Source organism: Iodobacter fluviatilis, from assembly GCF_900451195.1.
Classification (GTDB): domain Bacteria; phylum Pseudomonadota; class Gammaproteobacteria; order Burkholderiales; family Chitinibacteraceae; genus Iodobacter; species Iodobacter fluviatilis.
In genome coordinates this window covers 2,273,787-2,288,198 of record NZ_UGHR01000001.1, presented here as the reverse complement: position 1 = coordinate 2,288,198, position 14,412 = coordinate 2,273,787, and the positions used below count along the sequence as shown (strand labels likewise).

Annotated in this window: 13 protein-coding genes; 11 read left to right on the top strand and 2 right to left on the bottom strand. The window is 49.9% G+C overall.

The window, feature by feature from the left end; all coding sequences use genetic code 11:
• Positions 1-14: 14 nt before the first annotated feature.
• The 9 genes from pnuC to DYD62_RS10445 all read left to right on the top strand — a co-directional run bounded on the left by pnuC (position 15) and on the right by DYD62_RS10445 (position 8,347).
• A complete protein-coding gene (gene pnuC / locus DYD62_RS10485) occupies positions 15-584 on the top strand; it encodes a nicotinamide riboside transporter PnuC (RefSeq protein WP_165928626.1) in 570 nt (189 codons plus the stop codon).
• A complete protein-coding gene (locus DYD62_RS10480; RefSeq protein WP_115227286.1) occupies positions 581-1,093 on the top strand; it encodes an AAA family ATPase in 513 nt (170 codons plus the stop codon). The genes pnuC and DYD62_RS10480 overlap by 4 nt, the downstream gene beginning before the upstream one ends.
• 101 nt (positions 1,094-1,194) lie before the next feature.
• On the top strand, positions 1,195-1,839 hold the full coding sequence (locus DYD62_RS10475) for a LysE family translocator (RefSeq protein ID WP_115227285.1): 645 nt from the start codon (positions 1,195-1,197) through the stop codon (positions 1,837-1,839).
• 80 nt (positions 1,840-1,919) lie between these two features.
• Positions 1,920-2,528 carry a membrane protein insertase YidC gene (yidC, locus tag DYD62_RS10470; RefSeq protein ID WP_172476490.1) on the top strand — a complete coding sequence of 203 codons (609 nt, stop codon included), beginning with the start codon at positions 1,920-1,922 and terminating at the stop codon, positions 2,526-2,528.
• Positions 2,529-2,772: 244 nt separating this feature from the next.
• Positions 2,773-2,937 (top strand): hypothetical protein, encoded by a 165-nt coding sequence (locus DYD62_RS23610; RefSeq protein ID WP_172476489.1) that lies wholly within the window; start codon positions 2,773-2,775, stop codon positions 2,935-2,937.
• A 105-nt stretch (positions 2,938-3,042) separates the two neighbouring features.
• Entirely contained in the window at positions 3,043-4,971 is a 1,929-nt protein-coding gene (locus DYD62_RS10460; RefSeq protein WP_115227282.1) for a RecQ family ATP-dependent DNA helicase, read from the top strand.
• Between the two features lie 113 nt (positions 4,972-5,084).
• A complete protein-coding gene (locus tag DYD62_RS10455; RefSeq protein WP_115227281.1) occupies positions 5,085-5,651 on the top strand; it encodes a thymidine kinase in 567 nt (188 codons plus the stop codon).
• A gap of 239 nt (positions 5,652-5,890) precedes the next feature.
• Positions 5,891-7,495 (top strand): methyl-accepting chemotaxis protein, encoded by a 1,605-nt coding sequence (locus DYD62_RS10450; RefSeq protein WP_115227280.1) that lies wholly within the window; start codon positions 5,891-5,893, stop codon positions 7,493-7,495.
• Positions 7,496-7,678: 183 nt separating this feature from the next.
• Positions 7,679-8,347: a peptidoglycan DD-metalloendopeptidase family protein gene (locus tag DYD62_RS10445; RefSeq protein WP_233702904.1), complete on the top strand. Its 669-nt coding sequence runs from the start codon at positions 7,679-7,681 to the stop codon at positions 8,345-8,347.
• A 30-nt stretch (positions 8,348-8,377) separates the two neighbouring features.
• Here DYD62_RS10445 and DYD62_RS10440 read toward each other — a convergent pair whose 3' ends face one another.
• Positions 8,378-9,346 carry a hypothetical protein gene (locus DYD62_RS10440; protein WP_132038627.1) on the bottom strand — a complete coding sequence of 323 codons (969 nt, stop codon included), beginning with the start codon at positions 9,344-9,346 and terminating at the stop codon, positions 8,378-8,380.
• A gap of 104 nt (positions 9,347-9,450) precedes the next feature.
• Between DYD62_RS10440 and DYD62_RS10435 the strand changes: the two genes are divergently transcribed.
• Complete coding sequence (locus tag DYD62_RS10435) at positions 9,451-11,358, top strand: UvrD-helicase domain-containing protein (RefSeq protein WP_115227278.1); 1,908 nt, start codon at positions 9,451-9,453, stop codon at positions 11,356-11,358.
• Between the two features lie 125 nt (positions 11,359-11,483).
• On the opposite strand, the gene DYD62_RS10430 is transcribed toward DYD62_RS10435, so the two are convergent.
• Complete coding sequence (locus DYD62_RS10430; protein WP_165928624.1) at positions 11,484-12,254, bottom strand: substrate-binding periplasmic protein; 771 nt, start codon at positions 12,252-12,254, stop codon at positions 11,484-11,486.
• Between the two features lie 234 nt (positions 12,255-12,488).
• Here DYD62_RS10430 and DYD62_RS10425 point away from each other — a divergent pair, with 234 nt between their 5' ends.
• Positions 12,489-14,114, top strand: coding sequence for a DUF2138 domain-containing protein (locus DYD62_RS10425; RefSeq protein WP_115227276.1), 1,626 nt, complete (start codon positions 12,489-12,491; stop codon positions 14,112-14,114).
• The last annotated feature ends 298 nt before the right edge of the window (positions 14,115-14,412 follow it).

Genomic DNA, 14,412 nt, shown 5'->3' with positions numbered 1-14,412 from the left:
GGAGCCTATTGTCTGTGTCTACACTAGAAATCATTGGTTTTATCGCATCTTTACTTGGAATCTGGCTGGCAACCCGCAGCCATGTGCTGACCTGGCCTCTACAGCTGATCGCCAGCTTACTGTATGTATGGCTTTTTTTTGATGCTAAGCTTTTTGGCGAAAGCCTGTTGCAATTTGTCTATGCCGCTCTGGCCCTTTATGGCTGGTGGATGTGGAAACGCAGTGCAGCGGATCATTCACTGCCCATCAGCAAACTCAGCCGCCGCGAATGGCTACTGATTAATGGCGGCGGCCTGCTGCTCACACTACTGGTCACCCGCTTTCAAGTGCAGTTTTTACCTACCGATTTACCCCTACTTGATTCAGGCATCTTTGTGTTTGGCCTGATTGCCCAGTGGATGCAGGCGCGCAAAAAAATTGAAAACTGGCCGTATTGGATTGTCCTTGATCTGATTGCCTCGGGTGTTTACGCCTATAAAGGCCTGCACCTCACCGCCGTGCTCTATGTGATTCTGACCGCCCTGGCCATCTCTGGCTGGATAAGCTGGCGTAAAGAGCTCGTAAACAAGACGGCCAGCGTATGAGAATCGCCATTGTCGGCCCGGAATCCAGCGGAAAATCCACTCTGGCGCAAGATCTGTCCATGGCGCTCAGTGCGCCATGGGTGGCCGAATACGTACGCGAATACTTTGCCCAAAAAGGCAGCAATGATTATCAGCTCAGCGACATCATCGCCATTGCCCAGGGCCAGCTTGCCGCCGAAGCCGCCTGTGGTGATGCCCCGCTACTTATCTGTGACACCACGGCACTGGTGTGCAGAATCTGGGCAGAGGTGCGCTACGGCCACTGCCCTAACGCACTCACCACCCTCTACCGGCCCCAAGACTACGCTATCCATCTGCTCACCCGCCCGGATATCCCTTGGGAGCCAGACCCCCTACGCGAAAATCCTAATGACAGAGATCAGCTATTTGATCTTTACGAAGCAGATTTAAAAGCAAGCGGCGCAAATTATACGGTGGTGGCAGGCGCAAGAGCTGTGCGGCTGACAATGGCGCAGGAAGCGATCAGGGCACTTAAAGAAACGGATTAAACGCCCAATAATCAATCCACACTCACTCGCAGCAGCCCTTGCTACACGGCCACCTGCTGCAATAATATGCGCGCCTTAATTTAAAAAATTAAGGCGCGCATATGTTTGGCATTCACGATCTGGGCTTGTTTATTGTTTCCGGTCTTTTACTGAATATGGCCCCGGGGCCAGATTCTTTGTTGATTGTTTCACGCAGTGCAGCGCAGGGCTGGCGATCTGGCTCGGCCGCGGCGCTTGGAATAGGCAGCGGCACTTTGGTGCACATTTTTGCTGCAGCACTGGGGCTCTCTGCGCTATTAGCTACATCGGCGATGGCATTTACGATGGTGAAATACATCGGTGCAGCCTATTTAATCTATATGGGTGGCAAGCTTTTATTAAGCAGGCCAGCCGCGCCAGCGATCAGCCAGCCAGTGCAAGTGCAAGTGCAAGTGCTGGCTTACCGGGCGGTTTTTCTGCAAGGCTTCTTCTGCAATTTACTTAATCCCAAAATCGCACTCTTCTTCCTCGCCTTTGTGCCGCAATTTATTTCTGATCATTCCCCCTCCAAAGCTCTTGCATTTATCTTACTTGGCTGCATATTCAATGCGAATGGCATGCTGTGGTGCCACTTTTTAGCCATCTCATCGGCAAAAATTAGCCAGCGCATTCGAATCAGCAACGCTTTTACTTGCTGGACAGACAGAACCATCGGGGCGATTTTTATTTCTTTTGGAATCAAACTCGCTTTATACAGCCGCAATTAAAACCAGCCACTCAATACATAATGGAGATAAAAATGGACCTTTGGGCCTTATGGACGAATGTATTTACAACAAGCATCAGCATGTTGACATCCCATCTAGGTATTTCTGAAGCATTCTCCATTATGCTGCTGACGCTCTGCATGCGCGCCGCCATGATGCCGCTGTCGCTCGCCTCGGCGCATCAAATGCATAAAAACAAGCTGGCTATGGCTGAACTCAAACCCATGCAGGCCAAACTCAGCGAGCAGCACAAGAGCAATCCAAAGGCACTCATCAAGCAAAGCATGGCCTTGTATCGTGAGCATGGCATTTCATTTATTACAAAGGCAATGCTCGGCAATATGGCCACGCGCAGTGTATTTGGCATGGGGTTGTTCCACGCTTTAAGCAGCATAAGCTTTACATCAAAGTGTCTATGGCTCGCCAGCTTAGCCAAGCCAGATTTTATTTTGAATCTCTTGACAGGCGCGCTCATGTTTTCAGGCTTGATTCTCATGCCCGGCGCAGCAAGCGATACCACCAGCATGCTCGTTCTAATGATTCCGGTGATTGTTTCTATCATCGCGCTGAGTTCCTTACCCGCCGCGATCGGCATCTATTGGGCAAGCACAAATGCAGCGACGATTGTGCAAGCCTTATTACTCAGAGGCATGATCAAGCGTGCGGAGCAACGTTTGTCAGCGCTCTAAAAAACTCATCACTGCCGATTAAAAATTCAAATCAATCAAAGCACACCTACTCTTCATTTATTTTTTAATAATTCAATTAAAAGCGACTTAAGAAGCAATGTGTTCTCATTTACCAGCAAGACTGATCTGCTTTTCCATCCCTGCAGCGCTTGGAGTCTACCGGCTTAGTCAAGGCATTAATGATCACCGCATTGAGCTCATCCTGCTTGGGACAGGTTTTTTGCTCTTTGCGATTTTTTATTTTATGCAGCCCATTTTATTCAAAAAAAGCCTATTCTTTGGCGCCTTAAGTAAAGCCGCCCATCAAACCGAAGCCACTGCACTGGGCCATCAAAAACTGAGGCTTGGTTTACATTACACTGCACTGGCTTTCATTATTGCCAGCGGTCTATTTGGCCTCGGCATTTAAACCCCCATCGATAACTCGGCAAAAATCTTACGCCTCTGTTAATATTCGGCCCCGCCACACTGAAATGTTTCAACTTGTTATCTTGCACTCTGGAATCAAAGTCTTATGCTCAACGCCGTACCGCTTTCTGAACAACTTCAACATTATTTCGGTTTTAGCCAGTTTCGCAATGGTCAGCGTGAAGTCGTTGAAGCACTGACAGACGGACATTCGGCAATGGCGATTTTTCCTACCGGGTCGGGCAAATCATTGTGTTACCAGCTTGCAGCATTACAGATGCCCCACCTTACACTGGTGATTTCCCCCCTCTTGGCCCTGATCCGCGATCAGCTGGCATTTTTGCAAAGCAAGGGCATCGTATCGGCCGCTATTGATTCCAGCCAAAGCCGTGAAGAAACGCAGCAAGTCATGAAAGATGCGCAGGAAGGCAAGCTGAAGATTTTAATGGTGTCCGTTGAGCGTTTAAAAAACGAGCGGTTCCGGCGTTTCATCGCACAAATCCCCGTATCACTGATGGTGATCGACGAGGCGCACTGCATTTCCGAATGGGGCCATAACTTTCGCCCGGATTACTTAAAACTACCCGATTACAAGCGCGAATTAAAAATCCCACAGGCGCTATTACTCACGGCCACAGCCACACCGGCGGTGATTAAAGACATGGCCGCCAAATTTGCCATCAGCGACCAGCACGTCACTGTTACGGGCTTTTATCGCGCCAATTTACACCTGCATATCCGCCCCACCGAAAGCGCTCAAAAAGACGCCACTTTGGTCCATGTGCTGGGCAAAACGCCCAACGCCCCCTGTGTGGTGTATGTCACGCAGCAAAACACGGCCGAAGTGGTAGCCGCCATGCTGCAAAACAAGGGATATAAAGCGACGGCCTATCATGCCGGGCTGGATAATGTGGTTCGCCAGCAAATCCAGGATGATTTTATGCGGGGCGAGTCACAAGTGATTGTGGCGACCATTGCCTTTGGCATGGGCATTGATAAAAGCGACATCCGCCAAGTAATTCATTACGACCTGCCTAAATCAGTAGAAAACTACAGCCAGGAAATTGGCCGCGCCGGGCGGGATGGCGAAAAATCGCTTTGTACCCTGCTGGGCAGCCAAGATGGATTAAATCTGCTGCAAAACTTTGTTTATGGCGATACGCCAGAGCGGGTGTCTATTGCCAGTGTTTTACAAAACATGGCTGAAAACACAGAAAATGACCAATGGGAAATGACGCTTTACGATTTATCATCGCAAAGCAATATTCGCCAGCTGCCTTTAAAAACATTATTAGTCTATTTAAATATGCTGGGCATTATTCAGCCGCTTTACAGCTATTACAGTGAATACCGTTTTGTATTACAAATGAGCGAAGCCGATTTACTGGGCAGCTTTAAAGAAGAGCGCCGCGAATTTATTGCCTCGTTGCTCAAGCACTCCAGACTGGCACGCACATGGTACAGCTTTGATTTTGATTCTTTCCTTTCAGCGTTTCCTGATCAGCGCCAGCGTGCCGTTACTGCATTGGAATACCTTGATGAAAGCGGATATCTGCGCCTTGAAACCAAGCAAATGACCGACGTTTATCAAGTACTCGCCACCATTGATATTGAGCACTTATCTGCACAGCTTTATCGCCAATTTAGTGACAAGGAACAAAAAGAGATTGGCCGACTAAGCCAGATGCTGTCTCTTTTTGAAAGTAAAAAATGCCTGAGTCATACCCTGGCGGTGTATTTTGGCGACGAAAACGCACCCGCAGCCTGTGGCCATTGCAGCGTATGCCACGGCAAACCTGCCACCCTCCCCGCGTCGCCAGCGTTGGTTCCGGTTAATGATTTAGATCTGGAAGCCATGTGTGCAGATCTATTGAATAAAGCGGGCAAACCACTGAGCGCGCATATATTAAGCTGCTTTCTTTGCGGTATTACGCTGCCCATCCTGACCAAATACCGCGCCAGCAAAATGGCTTACTTTGGCAAGCTGGCAGATTATCCCTTTGCCGAAGTCAGGGCGGCGTTTGCTGCTATTTGATTACATTTAAGCAGCCGTAAGCTGTGCAGGCTTGCGGCTAAAACATCGTAAAGCCTGCTCGCAAGCACGCTTTTTACGGCGTAGAATGCGGCCTTTTTGCCGAGACCCCGCCCATGGCCAAATTATATTTTCGCTACTCCGCAATGAATGCGGGTAAATCAACGGCCATGCTGCAAGTTGCTCATAATTATGAGGAGCGTGCCATGAATATTGCGCTCTTCACCGCAGCAATTGATGACCGGCACAGCGTTGGCACGGTGGCATCCCGCCTAGGGGTTACGCGCCAGGCCGACATATTCAGCGCCGAGACCAATTTCAGCCAATTATTCGAGAATAGAAAAGTCGCCTGCATTTTAATAGACGAAGCGCAATTCTTAAGCCCCGATCAAGTCAGGCAATTACATATTCTGGCGCATCAGCATAATTTGCCTGTAATTTGCTACGGCCTGCGCGCAGACTTCTTAGGCATGCCCTTCCCTGGCTCGGCCTTTTTACTGGCCCTTGCCGATGATTTGGAAGAAATGAAAACAATCTGCCTCTGCGGCAAAAAAGCCACCATGAATGCGCGAATTAATGCTCAAGGCTTCAGAGAGATATCAGGCGAGCAAATTGTGATTGGGGGCAATTCAAGATATTTAGCCATGTGCGCTAAATGTTATTACGCTGCAAAAACAGTTTAACTATTCAATATCCACCTTGCGTGCTTTACCTCATTAGAAAGTAGTCATTTTAGAGAAAGCAAGGCGCAATAGACCCCTCGGCACCTCTTTACAGGGGTGCTGTTTTTTTATATTTCACATAAGTTAAAATACTTATACAAATCATACCAGTAACAATAATCATTGTTATTTATATGCCATTTTTATGCACTTAGGGCTATGATCCGCCCCTCGTTTGGCATAAAACATAAAAGACCGGTATGACGATTTCTAAAAGACTCATTATTCTTATTGCGCTGGCCCTCAGTGCTTCATTACTCATTGCCAGCATCGCTTGGCAACTATTAAATGATGCAAATCAATCCATACAAACCATCGCCGAGCAGAATATTCCTGCTATTAACACACTAAACCAAATTAGCCTGTCATTTAAAGAACGGCGCGTGCAGCTTTATCAGCACGTAATGGCTCACGATGCCGAAAGCAAAAAGAAACATGAACCCCGTATTCAGGAATTAACGCAGGAAATTGACGAAGCTATTCAGAAATTAAAATTAAATCATTGGATAAACAACACCACCGCACTCAGCGCTGCACTGGATGCCTATTACCCGGTATTTACTGAAGTACTGAAGCTTTCAAAAGAAAACAAGGAAGAAGAAGCCCAAGCCTATGTGCAGCAATATGGCACCAGTGTGGGCATGCAAGTAAATATCGAATTAAAAAAATCAGCCGATGAAAATGCCCGGGCCATCGCGCAAGCGCGTGAATCTTTTAATAGCCAGCAGCAAAAGGCTAAAATCGTTTTTTTGAGTATTGTGATCATCAGTTGTATTTTATTACTTGGTTTTGGCAGTTATATTTACTTGCAAATCCGCAGGCCATTGCAAGATACCGTCAATACCATGCAAAATATTGCCAGCCATTTAAATCTTTCCTTGCGTATTCCGCAGAACAGCCACGATGAAATTGGTGAAATGGTCAGAACCATTAATCAGGTATTCATTCATATCCAAGGCTCTTTCCAGCAAATTCAAAAAAACAGCAGGGATGTTAATCAGGCAGCAACGGCACTTGCACAAATGGCCGGGCAGCAGTCTGTTAATGCGGAAACAGCCAGTGAAATGGCCTCTTCGATGGCTGCCAATATTGAAGAAGTCAGCAGCAGCATTAGCCTGATTGCCGGGCGCAGCCATATCACGCATAGCGTAAGCCAGACAGCGCATGCACAGGCCGAGATGGGCATTACCATCATCGACAATACCGTTGAGCAAATTTATGGCATCGCGGCCCAAGTGAATGAAGCCTCACGCGAGCTTGGTGAGCTGCAGGAGAGCAATAAAGAAATCCAAAGCATGGTGCAAATCATTAAGGAAATTGCCGATCAAACCAGCTTACTGGCACTGAACGCGGCCATTGAAGCGGCCCGCGCTGGCGAAGAAGGCCGAGGCTTTGCCGTAGTAGCCGATGAAGTACGTAAACTAGCAGAGCGCACAACACGTTCTACCCGGCTGATTGTGGATTCTGCAGACCGCATCCATCAGGGTGCAAATCGTGCCGCGGAGCGAATGCTGGATGTGGTGGGCCGGGTTGATCAGGGCGTATCACTCGTGGGCGAAGCGGGCGATGCCATGCGTGAAATTCGCAGCGCCGCGCACTTGGTCGTGGAGCAGGTCAGTGATATCGCGCTGGCCATCAATGAGCAAAGCGCAGCCAGCAACGCCATGGCCTTGCAGGTTGAGCGCAGCGCCAGCATGGCAGAAGAAGCACATGCTGCAGCAATACACGAGGCAGCATCAGCCAAAGAATTACGCAAGCTGGCAGACACCATGCAAAAAGAAGTCAGCCGCTATCGTTTAAGCTAGTGCCTAGCCGGGCTCACAACCTCGGCGACGATGGGCATGAAGGTGTAGCTAAGAAATACTGATTGAGAATCGGGCATCTGCAGAAAGCGCCGGATGCCCGGCTGAGCACCAAGACAGTATTAGGCAAGCCCCTTGCGTATTCCAATTAATACCCTGAGCAGTCCTTACACAGGATGTTAAAATATGCGCATGCCTATCTGCCCATCCCTTTCCTCCTGCCGCGCTCTATTGCTGCTTTTGCTCATCAGTGCCTGCGGCACAGCCCCGCTTGGTGACGGCTTATACCAAGTTAAATCCGGGGATACGCTCTATAGCATCGCCAGAAGCACCGGACGCAGCGTCAGTGAGCTTCAGCGCTTAAACCAGCTGAGCGATAACACCATTCAAATTGGGCAGATTCTTAAAGTGGGGTCTGGCAGCCCTGGCCCCCAAGCCAGCACCCCGGCAAAACCCAAACCTACGCCCCCGCCTGCAGCCCCTCCCGCAAAGGCACCTGCTATAGAGCTGGCTTGGCCCAATAAAGGCCCCGTCTTGCAGGGTTTTAATGGCAAAACAAATAAGGGGATTAATATTGGCGGAACCGCCGGATCAGCTATTTACGCGGCCGCCAGTGGAAAAGTCATTTATGCAGCGCAAGCGCGCGGCTATGGCAAGCTATTAATTATTAAGCACAATCAAGACTACCTGACCGTTTACGCCCACAATCAGCAGATTCTGGTAAAAGATGGCGAGAGCATTAAGCAGGGACAAAATGTCGCCCAAATGGGCAATACAGACAGCGATAAGGTGATGCTACATTTTGAATTGCGCTTTAAGGGCACTGCAATCAACCCCTCACCTTATCTACCCTAAGCAAACAGCAGCATTTCTGCTGCTGTTTGTTTAAAACGAATAGCCCAGCCCCAGCAAAATAACGTCAGTGTCTTTATCATACGAAGTTACCGTGCGGTTCCACGCCACACGGGCGCGCCAGTGATCACTGAACCGGTAGCTTGTTGCGAGCGTAATCAGGCCTGAAACTGCTTTTTTCTCTTCATCCGGGCGATTATTCCGGTAGCGTTTACCCAAAGAAAAATAAGGCCCCACCCCTAGCCCTACGCTGAACTTATCGTCAAAAAAACTGGGCTCATACCATGCCTGAAAGGCAACACCGCTGCGACGCAAACGATTCGTTTCACCTTCTTGGATGAACTCAGCCGAGGCTTTTACCCCCGGCGCAAAAGCATAGCGATATTCTAAAGCAGCGGCATCGGCCACTTCTGAACCAAAACTGTTTACAATGGTCTGACCCAGATAAAGCACTACCTCCTGCCTACCCCTAGCACCAGGCCAGCTGATATCGTCAAAAGCCATGGGAGTCAGCTGATACCCCATCCCCAGCATGATTGAATTGGTATCAATGCTATGAGGGGTTTCAATATGATTAAAGCGCAGCTGATATTGCCAGTTACTTTCACCTTGCCAGGTCGCCTGCAAACTAAAAATGCCCCCCCAGCCATGCTCGTTTAAATAACCACGGCTTTCTGAGGTTCGCCGCGTGGTATCAAAATAACGATAGGGGCCTAAGCCTGCCGCCAGCATGACATTGGGATGCAGCGCCTTGGTTTTTCCCCACAACTGAAAGGTATGCCCGTCTCGATGATGATCATCCACATGGCCTTCATTCAGCCAGGAAAAACTAAGAGCAAGGTCTTCGTTCAGATCATGCATATAAGACAACGTCCATGCATAGGATGTCTGATCACTTTGAGCGCTCTTCATCCCCCCAGCAAGAACCGACAAGTTGTCTGCCTGAGCACATGGCACACAGAACGCCACAGAAGCAAGACTGCATTTAACCCAATTACGCATATCCATCCTGATTTATCATGCAGGCCAGTGTAAAAAACACTTGCGCCCAGCGAGTATTATTTTAAAATCCCGCGTATTTTACGCAGCACTTACAGAAGAACATCATGCACGAGTTGGAATGGGATAGTGAACATCAGGCCATTTTTAATTGGCTAGAACACCCTCACCCCTCCTGCGGACTCATTTGCGCCCGTGCAGGCACAGGAAAAACCACCACACTGGTCGCTGCTTATAAAAAACTGCACAGCCAAGGCCATAGCCCGCTGGTACTTACTTTTTCCAACAGCGGGCGGGATACCTTTATCAAACGCTGCCGCAGCCATTTTCCAGAGCTGCCACCGCCGCAATCCTATACCTTCGATGGCTACGCCCTGCGGGTGTTTGCACAGCACTCCGGCCGCTCCAGACTCAGACCGAGGCGACAGCGGCCCGATGTGCTCGCCAATTTAATTGACCTAGCCATGAACGAAGCTATCGGCATCCTGAACGATAGTCTGCTTGAGGACGAAGTGCGTATCCCGAGCGACAGCCAGTCTTTAGCCATGCTGCATCAGTTTATCGACGATGCAAAAGTTAGTCTGTCATTTAATACCCCTCCTTTCGCGTTGTGGGGCGAGCTGGACGAGGAAGAAGATGAATTCGATGTGGACGATGCGCTGATGCGCCTTGGCCTTAGCCGTCAGCGTTACCGTCTGTTTAAACGCTTTGAAAATGCCCGTGAGCGTTTAGAATTTCTGGCCCCCGGCGATGCCGCATTTGATTTACTGCGGGAGCCAGAGATGATAGCCAAAGACCTGAAACAGCTTGGCATACGCTGGGTACTGGTGGACGAATTTCACGATACCAAGCCAGTGCATGAGCAAATCTTGCGTCATATGCAAGCAGCTGGCGTACGCATGCTGATGGTGGGAGATGATGCACAGGATATTTACGAATGGCGCGGCCTGACCACGTTTTCGGCATTTAAAGCATGGGAAGCGCAATCCACACCCTTTGGCTTATCCCGCTCATTTCGCTTTGGCCGCCCCCTTGATCAGATTGCCACCCGTCTGATTAAACCACTGGGCAGCCCGATTGAAGTGCGCTCCAAAGCCAGCCATTACACGCGCCCCAAGCTGCGCAAAACTGAGCATGAAGCCGACGCCAGCGCACTTCTGGAAGATTGGCAGGCCACTGGCCGCAGCCTCAGCGAATGCGCCATCCTTGTGCGTGAAGCCGATGCATCCAAGCCCATAGAAGATGCGCTGTTTAAAGCGGGCATCGCCTACCGGATGGAAGGCAGTCGCCCCTACTTTTTGCGCCAGGCAGCGCTACTTTGCCAAGCCCTCTGCTACTTGGCCAGCAGCACACCCATCGTGCATGACAGCAGCGATATCGATGCGTTTTTAGCACTGATCCAATCGCCAGCATGGGAAATCAGCGAAGAGCAAATCAGCAACTTTCAAAAAGAACTGATCAGCACAGATCATGAAAACAAACCCCTGTACCGCCTGGACTGGCTGCCCGATGCCTACGCTATTTTAAAAGGACTCATCCCCGCGCCAATGGCGCACCTAGCCTTTGTCAGAATCAAAGAAGAAAAAGTGCCTTTAGCCCAGCGCCTTGAAGAACTCTCAGAGCAGCTTAATTTAAAGCCGCTCGTCGCCCTTACCGCCCCTACAGCCCGTGCGGCCAAAGCACGTCTGCATCTGCTTAAAACACTGATCGCCGAGCTAGGTAACGCTGGCCCGGCGGCATACTGTAAAGAGGGGCTGAAGCGCCGCCAGCGCTATCAGCAATTTAATAAGCAGCGCGTGGTGGTCAGTAGCGTGCAGCAAGCCAAGGGCCGCGAATGGGCGCATGTGATTTTGCCGCAGCTGGGTGATTGGGTACTGCGGGACAGTGCAGATGCCGCCAATGAACGCAGGCATTTTTATGTAGCCATCACCCGTGCGCGCGAATATTTAACGCTGCTGGCCAATGAGCAAAGCCTTGCACAAAGCCCTTGGCTGGCAGAAATAGGGATTAAATAAGCGAAAACACAAAGTGGCAAAGAAGCCTGGCGATAAAAGACGATGTATTTAATATTTGAGAGTCCTGCGCCCGCTTTTATCTAACGCCAATCAATCACAAAGGCATCAAACATCCAATTCACTCCTTAGCGAAACTGAGAAACTTTTCTTTTAAATTCAGAAGATTCCCGCACTTTAGCTAACGTGAGCCAGATCTGTTGCGATAAGCTGGTGTTGTTTTTATAAAAATCATGAGACAACACCAGATAGTAATTTTTTTCAATTAAAGGCGGCATAATTCTTTCTATCCGCTTAGAGAAATCTGCTTTTAAACTCAGCTCCATATCACCCTCATTCGTATGTAAGGCGACGGCAGCCAGCCGGCCGGCTATTAATTTTTTAAAATTGACTTCAGCACTGCGTGACTGGTCATCCACAGGCACACCCAACTCTTTTAATTGGGTAATAATCGTAAATCCGGTTTGCGCACCAATCACCCCTCCATTTAAATGGCTGATTTTTTCACCATTCCAATTCACGGCACTGCCTTTTATTTTATAAAGGCTATAGCTGTCTGAATGCAGCCTTTGTGCAATATTGGGCTTATCTTCCAACATAGGGTACTGGCCAAGCACCAAACGATCCGTACTGAAACTCAGCTTAAATGCACCATCAACATGATTGTTTTTTAATTCATGCAAGCAACGCACCCAGGGCAAGGGGCGCATTTGAAGCTTTATATTTAATTTTTTAGCTACCTTATCTAATAACACCAGATCAAGCCCGAGCCGGTCTTTCAAAATCCAAGGGTAAGAGTCTTCTTCTTCGTGGCACAAAACCATCGTCGCTACGGTGGGCTCCGCATAACACACGAGGGCCAGCATCCATAGCATTATCAGCGTTATCAGCGGCTTCATCTCCATCCCCTTAGCAGCAGTGATCAGTCATCATAGGTGAGCTCGCCTGAGACATGGGACTAACCTTGCTCTGGCACCGCCTCAATGCAGCTTTAAGTCCCACGCGTGGCTTTTGTCAGGTTCTAGGGTATTTTTTTACAAAACAATACTGACGCACATATTTCACCCTATAATAATTAGCCACCAAACAGCTTACAATAACCCAGCGCACATCGGACCTTACTCATACCCATCATGAAAAAAATCCACATCAAATGGCTCCTGGCGCTTGGGAGCATCTCTGCTGCAGCGGCAGTCTGGGTTTTCAAACCCAGCAAAGAAATCCCACCCAAACTGGACACCCCCATCCTTGCACTGGCTGCTGGGCTTACCCCACCAGACTTGGTTGTGGCCACACCAAACCTTGCTTCTTTACCCGCCACACTGATGCAAGTGCCGCTGTTTAAAAAGGTGCTTACCGAAGATGCGGTGGATTATTACGAGCATCATCCGGACAAACTCGGCCTTGAAGGCTCGCTGAGGCGGATTGCTTTTGAGCACGAGCTTAATCTGCAAGACCGTTTTATGAATGCACTGCTGGCGGAACCCGCCGAAATGGCGATGTGGAAAAGCGACGATGGCCGGCCAGGGCATTGGGTGCTGCGGATCACAAAAAATAATTTCGCCAGCCTGCTGCAATGGGTGGCTAAGGCTTCATTAAGCGACAGCCAGCTCAGCGTCGATGGCAGCATCGCCAAAGTGCCGCTATATAAATTGCAATATGGCCATGACGATGCCATCTGGTTTTTTAGCCAGAACAATAAACTGGTGGTGCTGTCCGATAAAAGCTGGCTAGAAGGCAAGCAGGCTGTGGCTTGGACTAAAATACTCGGCGGTCTCACTGACGACTCCACCAACCCTTTACTCCAGCATTACGGCGTGCAAGCCGCCAGCAGTGGCCATGCAGTAGTGGCCAATATGAAATATCTTTCATTTGGCTATCAAAGCCTTTTTGCTAATGTAAAAGCGCTGCGTTTGGATGTCAGCAAAGAAAACGGCTGGTTTAGCCATGTGCTGCTTAATCAGCAAACCAAATGGGACGGCATGGCGCTTTGGCAATCCGCCCCCGATGGCGCGGCACTTTGCCTGTCTGCCCCTGTGGATTGGAAAACACTCAAACCCGTCAGCAAAAAAGCCAACATCCCCGCCGAATGGCTGGCGCAGCTTGAGCCTGCCGCAGGCGTGTGCTGGTACCCGGATTCATCCATCTACACCCCGCTACTGCTAGCGCAAACCCGCGAGCCCAAGCAATTTGCCAAGCAGGCCCCAAAACTATTTGACTGGCTGATTGGTGCAAGTGAAGCGGGCTTACGCGACGAAGAAGCATCACGCCTACCGGTCAGAAAAAGTAAAAAAGACGACACCCTACTCCTGCAACGCGCAGTCAGTGCCGACGATGGCAACCTGAGCAAAGACGCCAAAGACGCAGCGCCTGATGTCAGCAAGCTCACGCTGGGCCGCTATTTTGACGTCAGCATGGCGCAAAACGGATCGTCCATCGTGTTCTCGCCAGACAGCAAACTCGTCAGCACCGCCATGACCGTACAACAAAAGCGCTACGCCGCACTGGCAGACAGAATGGAAGGCCCGAAACAAGGCTATATCGCCCCGGAAGCATTATCCAAACTGCTGACGACCGCCACCATGGCCACCCTGCCGGGCAAGGCACAGCCCTTACTACAAAACGCCGCCGTCACCTACCTGATCCCGCATATCACCGCGATCGGCGAGTTCTCCAACACTGGCCTACAACTCAGCCCCAGCGCAGATCAGCGCAAAGATCAGCACTGGGAACGGCTGGAGTGGAAAAGTCCGAAGTAATGACAAACCCACACATTGAACCGCGGAGTGCACGGAGAACGCGGAGTTTCACGGAGAAAACAGAGCTTGAGAGTAGGTATTTAGTATTTCAAAACCCAGCGACCGGTATTTAGATCGCGGCTTGTGGCACGGGGCTTAAATCTCCCCTTGAAACACGCCGGAGCGAGGAACAAGCGGGGCGGGGTTTCGGCAAGGGAGCGAGGAACGAGCCAATCCCGCCCGCCGCCGACTCGATTGTCCGCAGCGTAGGGGCCTTCGTGTTTCGTGGGGTCGCCTTCTTTGCTTACTTTCTTGGCGA

Excerpts from the sequence above, each read along its gene's own strand:
- DYD62_RS10455 (WP_115227281.1), top strand. The coding sequence starts at position 5,085 with ATGGCCAAATTATATTTTCGCTACTCCGCAATGAATGCGGGTAAATCA.
- DYD62_RS10445 (WP_233702904.1), top strand. The coding sequence starts at position 7,679 with ATGCGCATGCCTATCTGCCCATCCCTTTCCTCCTGCCGCGCTCTATTG.
- yidC (WP_172476490.1), top strand. The coding sequence starts at position 1,920 with ATGTTGACATCCCATCTAGGTATTTCTGAAGCATTCTCCATTATGCTG.
- DYD62_RS10425 (WP_115227276.1), top strand. The coding sequence starts at position 12,489 with ATGAAAAAAATCCACATCAAATGGCTCCTGGCGCTTGGGAGCATCTCT.
- DYD62_RS10440 (WP_132038627.1), bottom strand. The coding sequence starts at position 9,346 with ATGCGTAATTGGGTTAAATGCAGTCTTGCTTCTGTGGCGTTCTGTGTG.
- DYD62_RS10435 (WP_115227278.1), top strand. The coding sequence starts at position 9,451 with ATGCACGAGTTGGAATGGGATAGTGAACATCAGGCCATTTTTAATTGG.
- DYD62_RS10480 (WP_115227286.1), top strand. The coding sequence starts at position 581 with ATGAGAATCGCCATTGTCGGCCCGGAATCCAGCGGAAAATCCACTCTG.
- DYD62_RS10430 (WP_165928624.1), bottom strand. The coding sequence starts at position 12,254 with ATGAAGCCGCTGATAACGCTGATAATGCTATGGATGCTGGCCCTCGTG.
- DYD62_RS10450 (WP_115227280.1), top strand. The coding sequence starts at position 5,891 with ATGACGATTTCTAAAAGACTCATTATTCTTATTGCGCTGGCCCTCAGT.
- DYD62_RS10475 (WP_115227285.1), top strand. The coding sequence starts at position 1,195 with ATGTTTGGCATTCACGATCTGGGCTTGTTTATTGTTTCCGGTCTTTTA.
- DYD62_RS10460 (WP_115227282.1), top strand. The coding sequence starts at position 3,043 with ATGCTCAACGCCGTACCGCTTTCTGAACAACTTCAACATTATTTCGGT.
- DYD62_RS23610 (WP_172476489.1), top strand. The coding sequence starts at position 2,773 with ATGCAGCCCATTTTATTCAAAAAAAGCCTATTCTTTGGCGCCTTAAGT.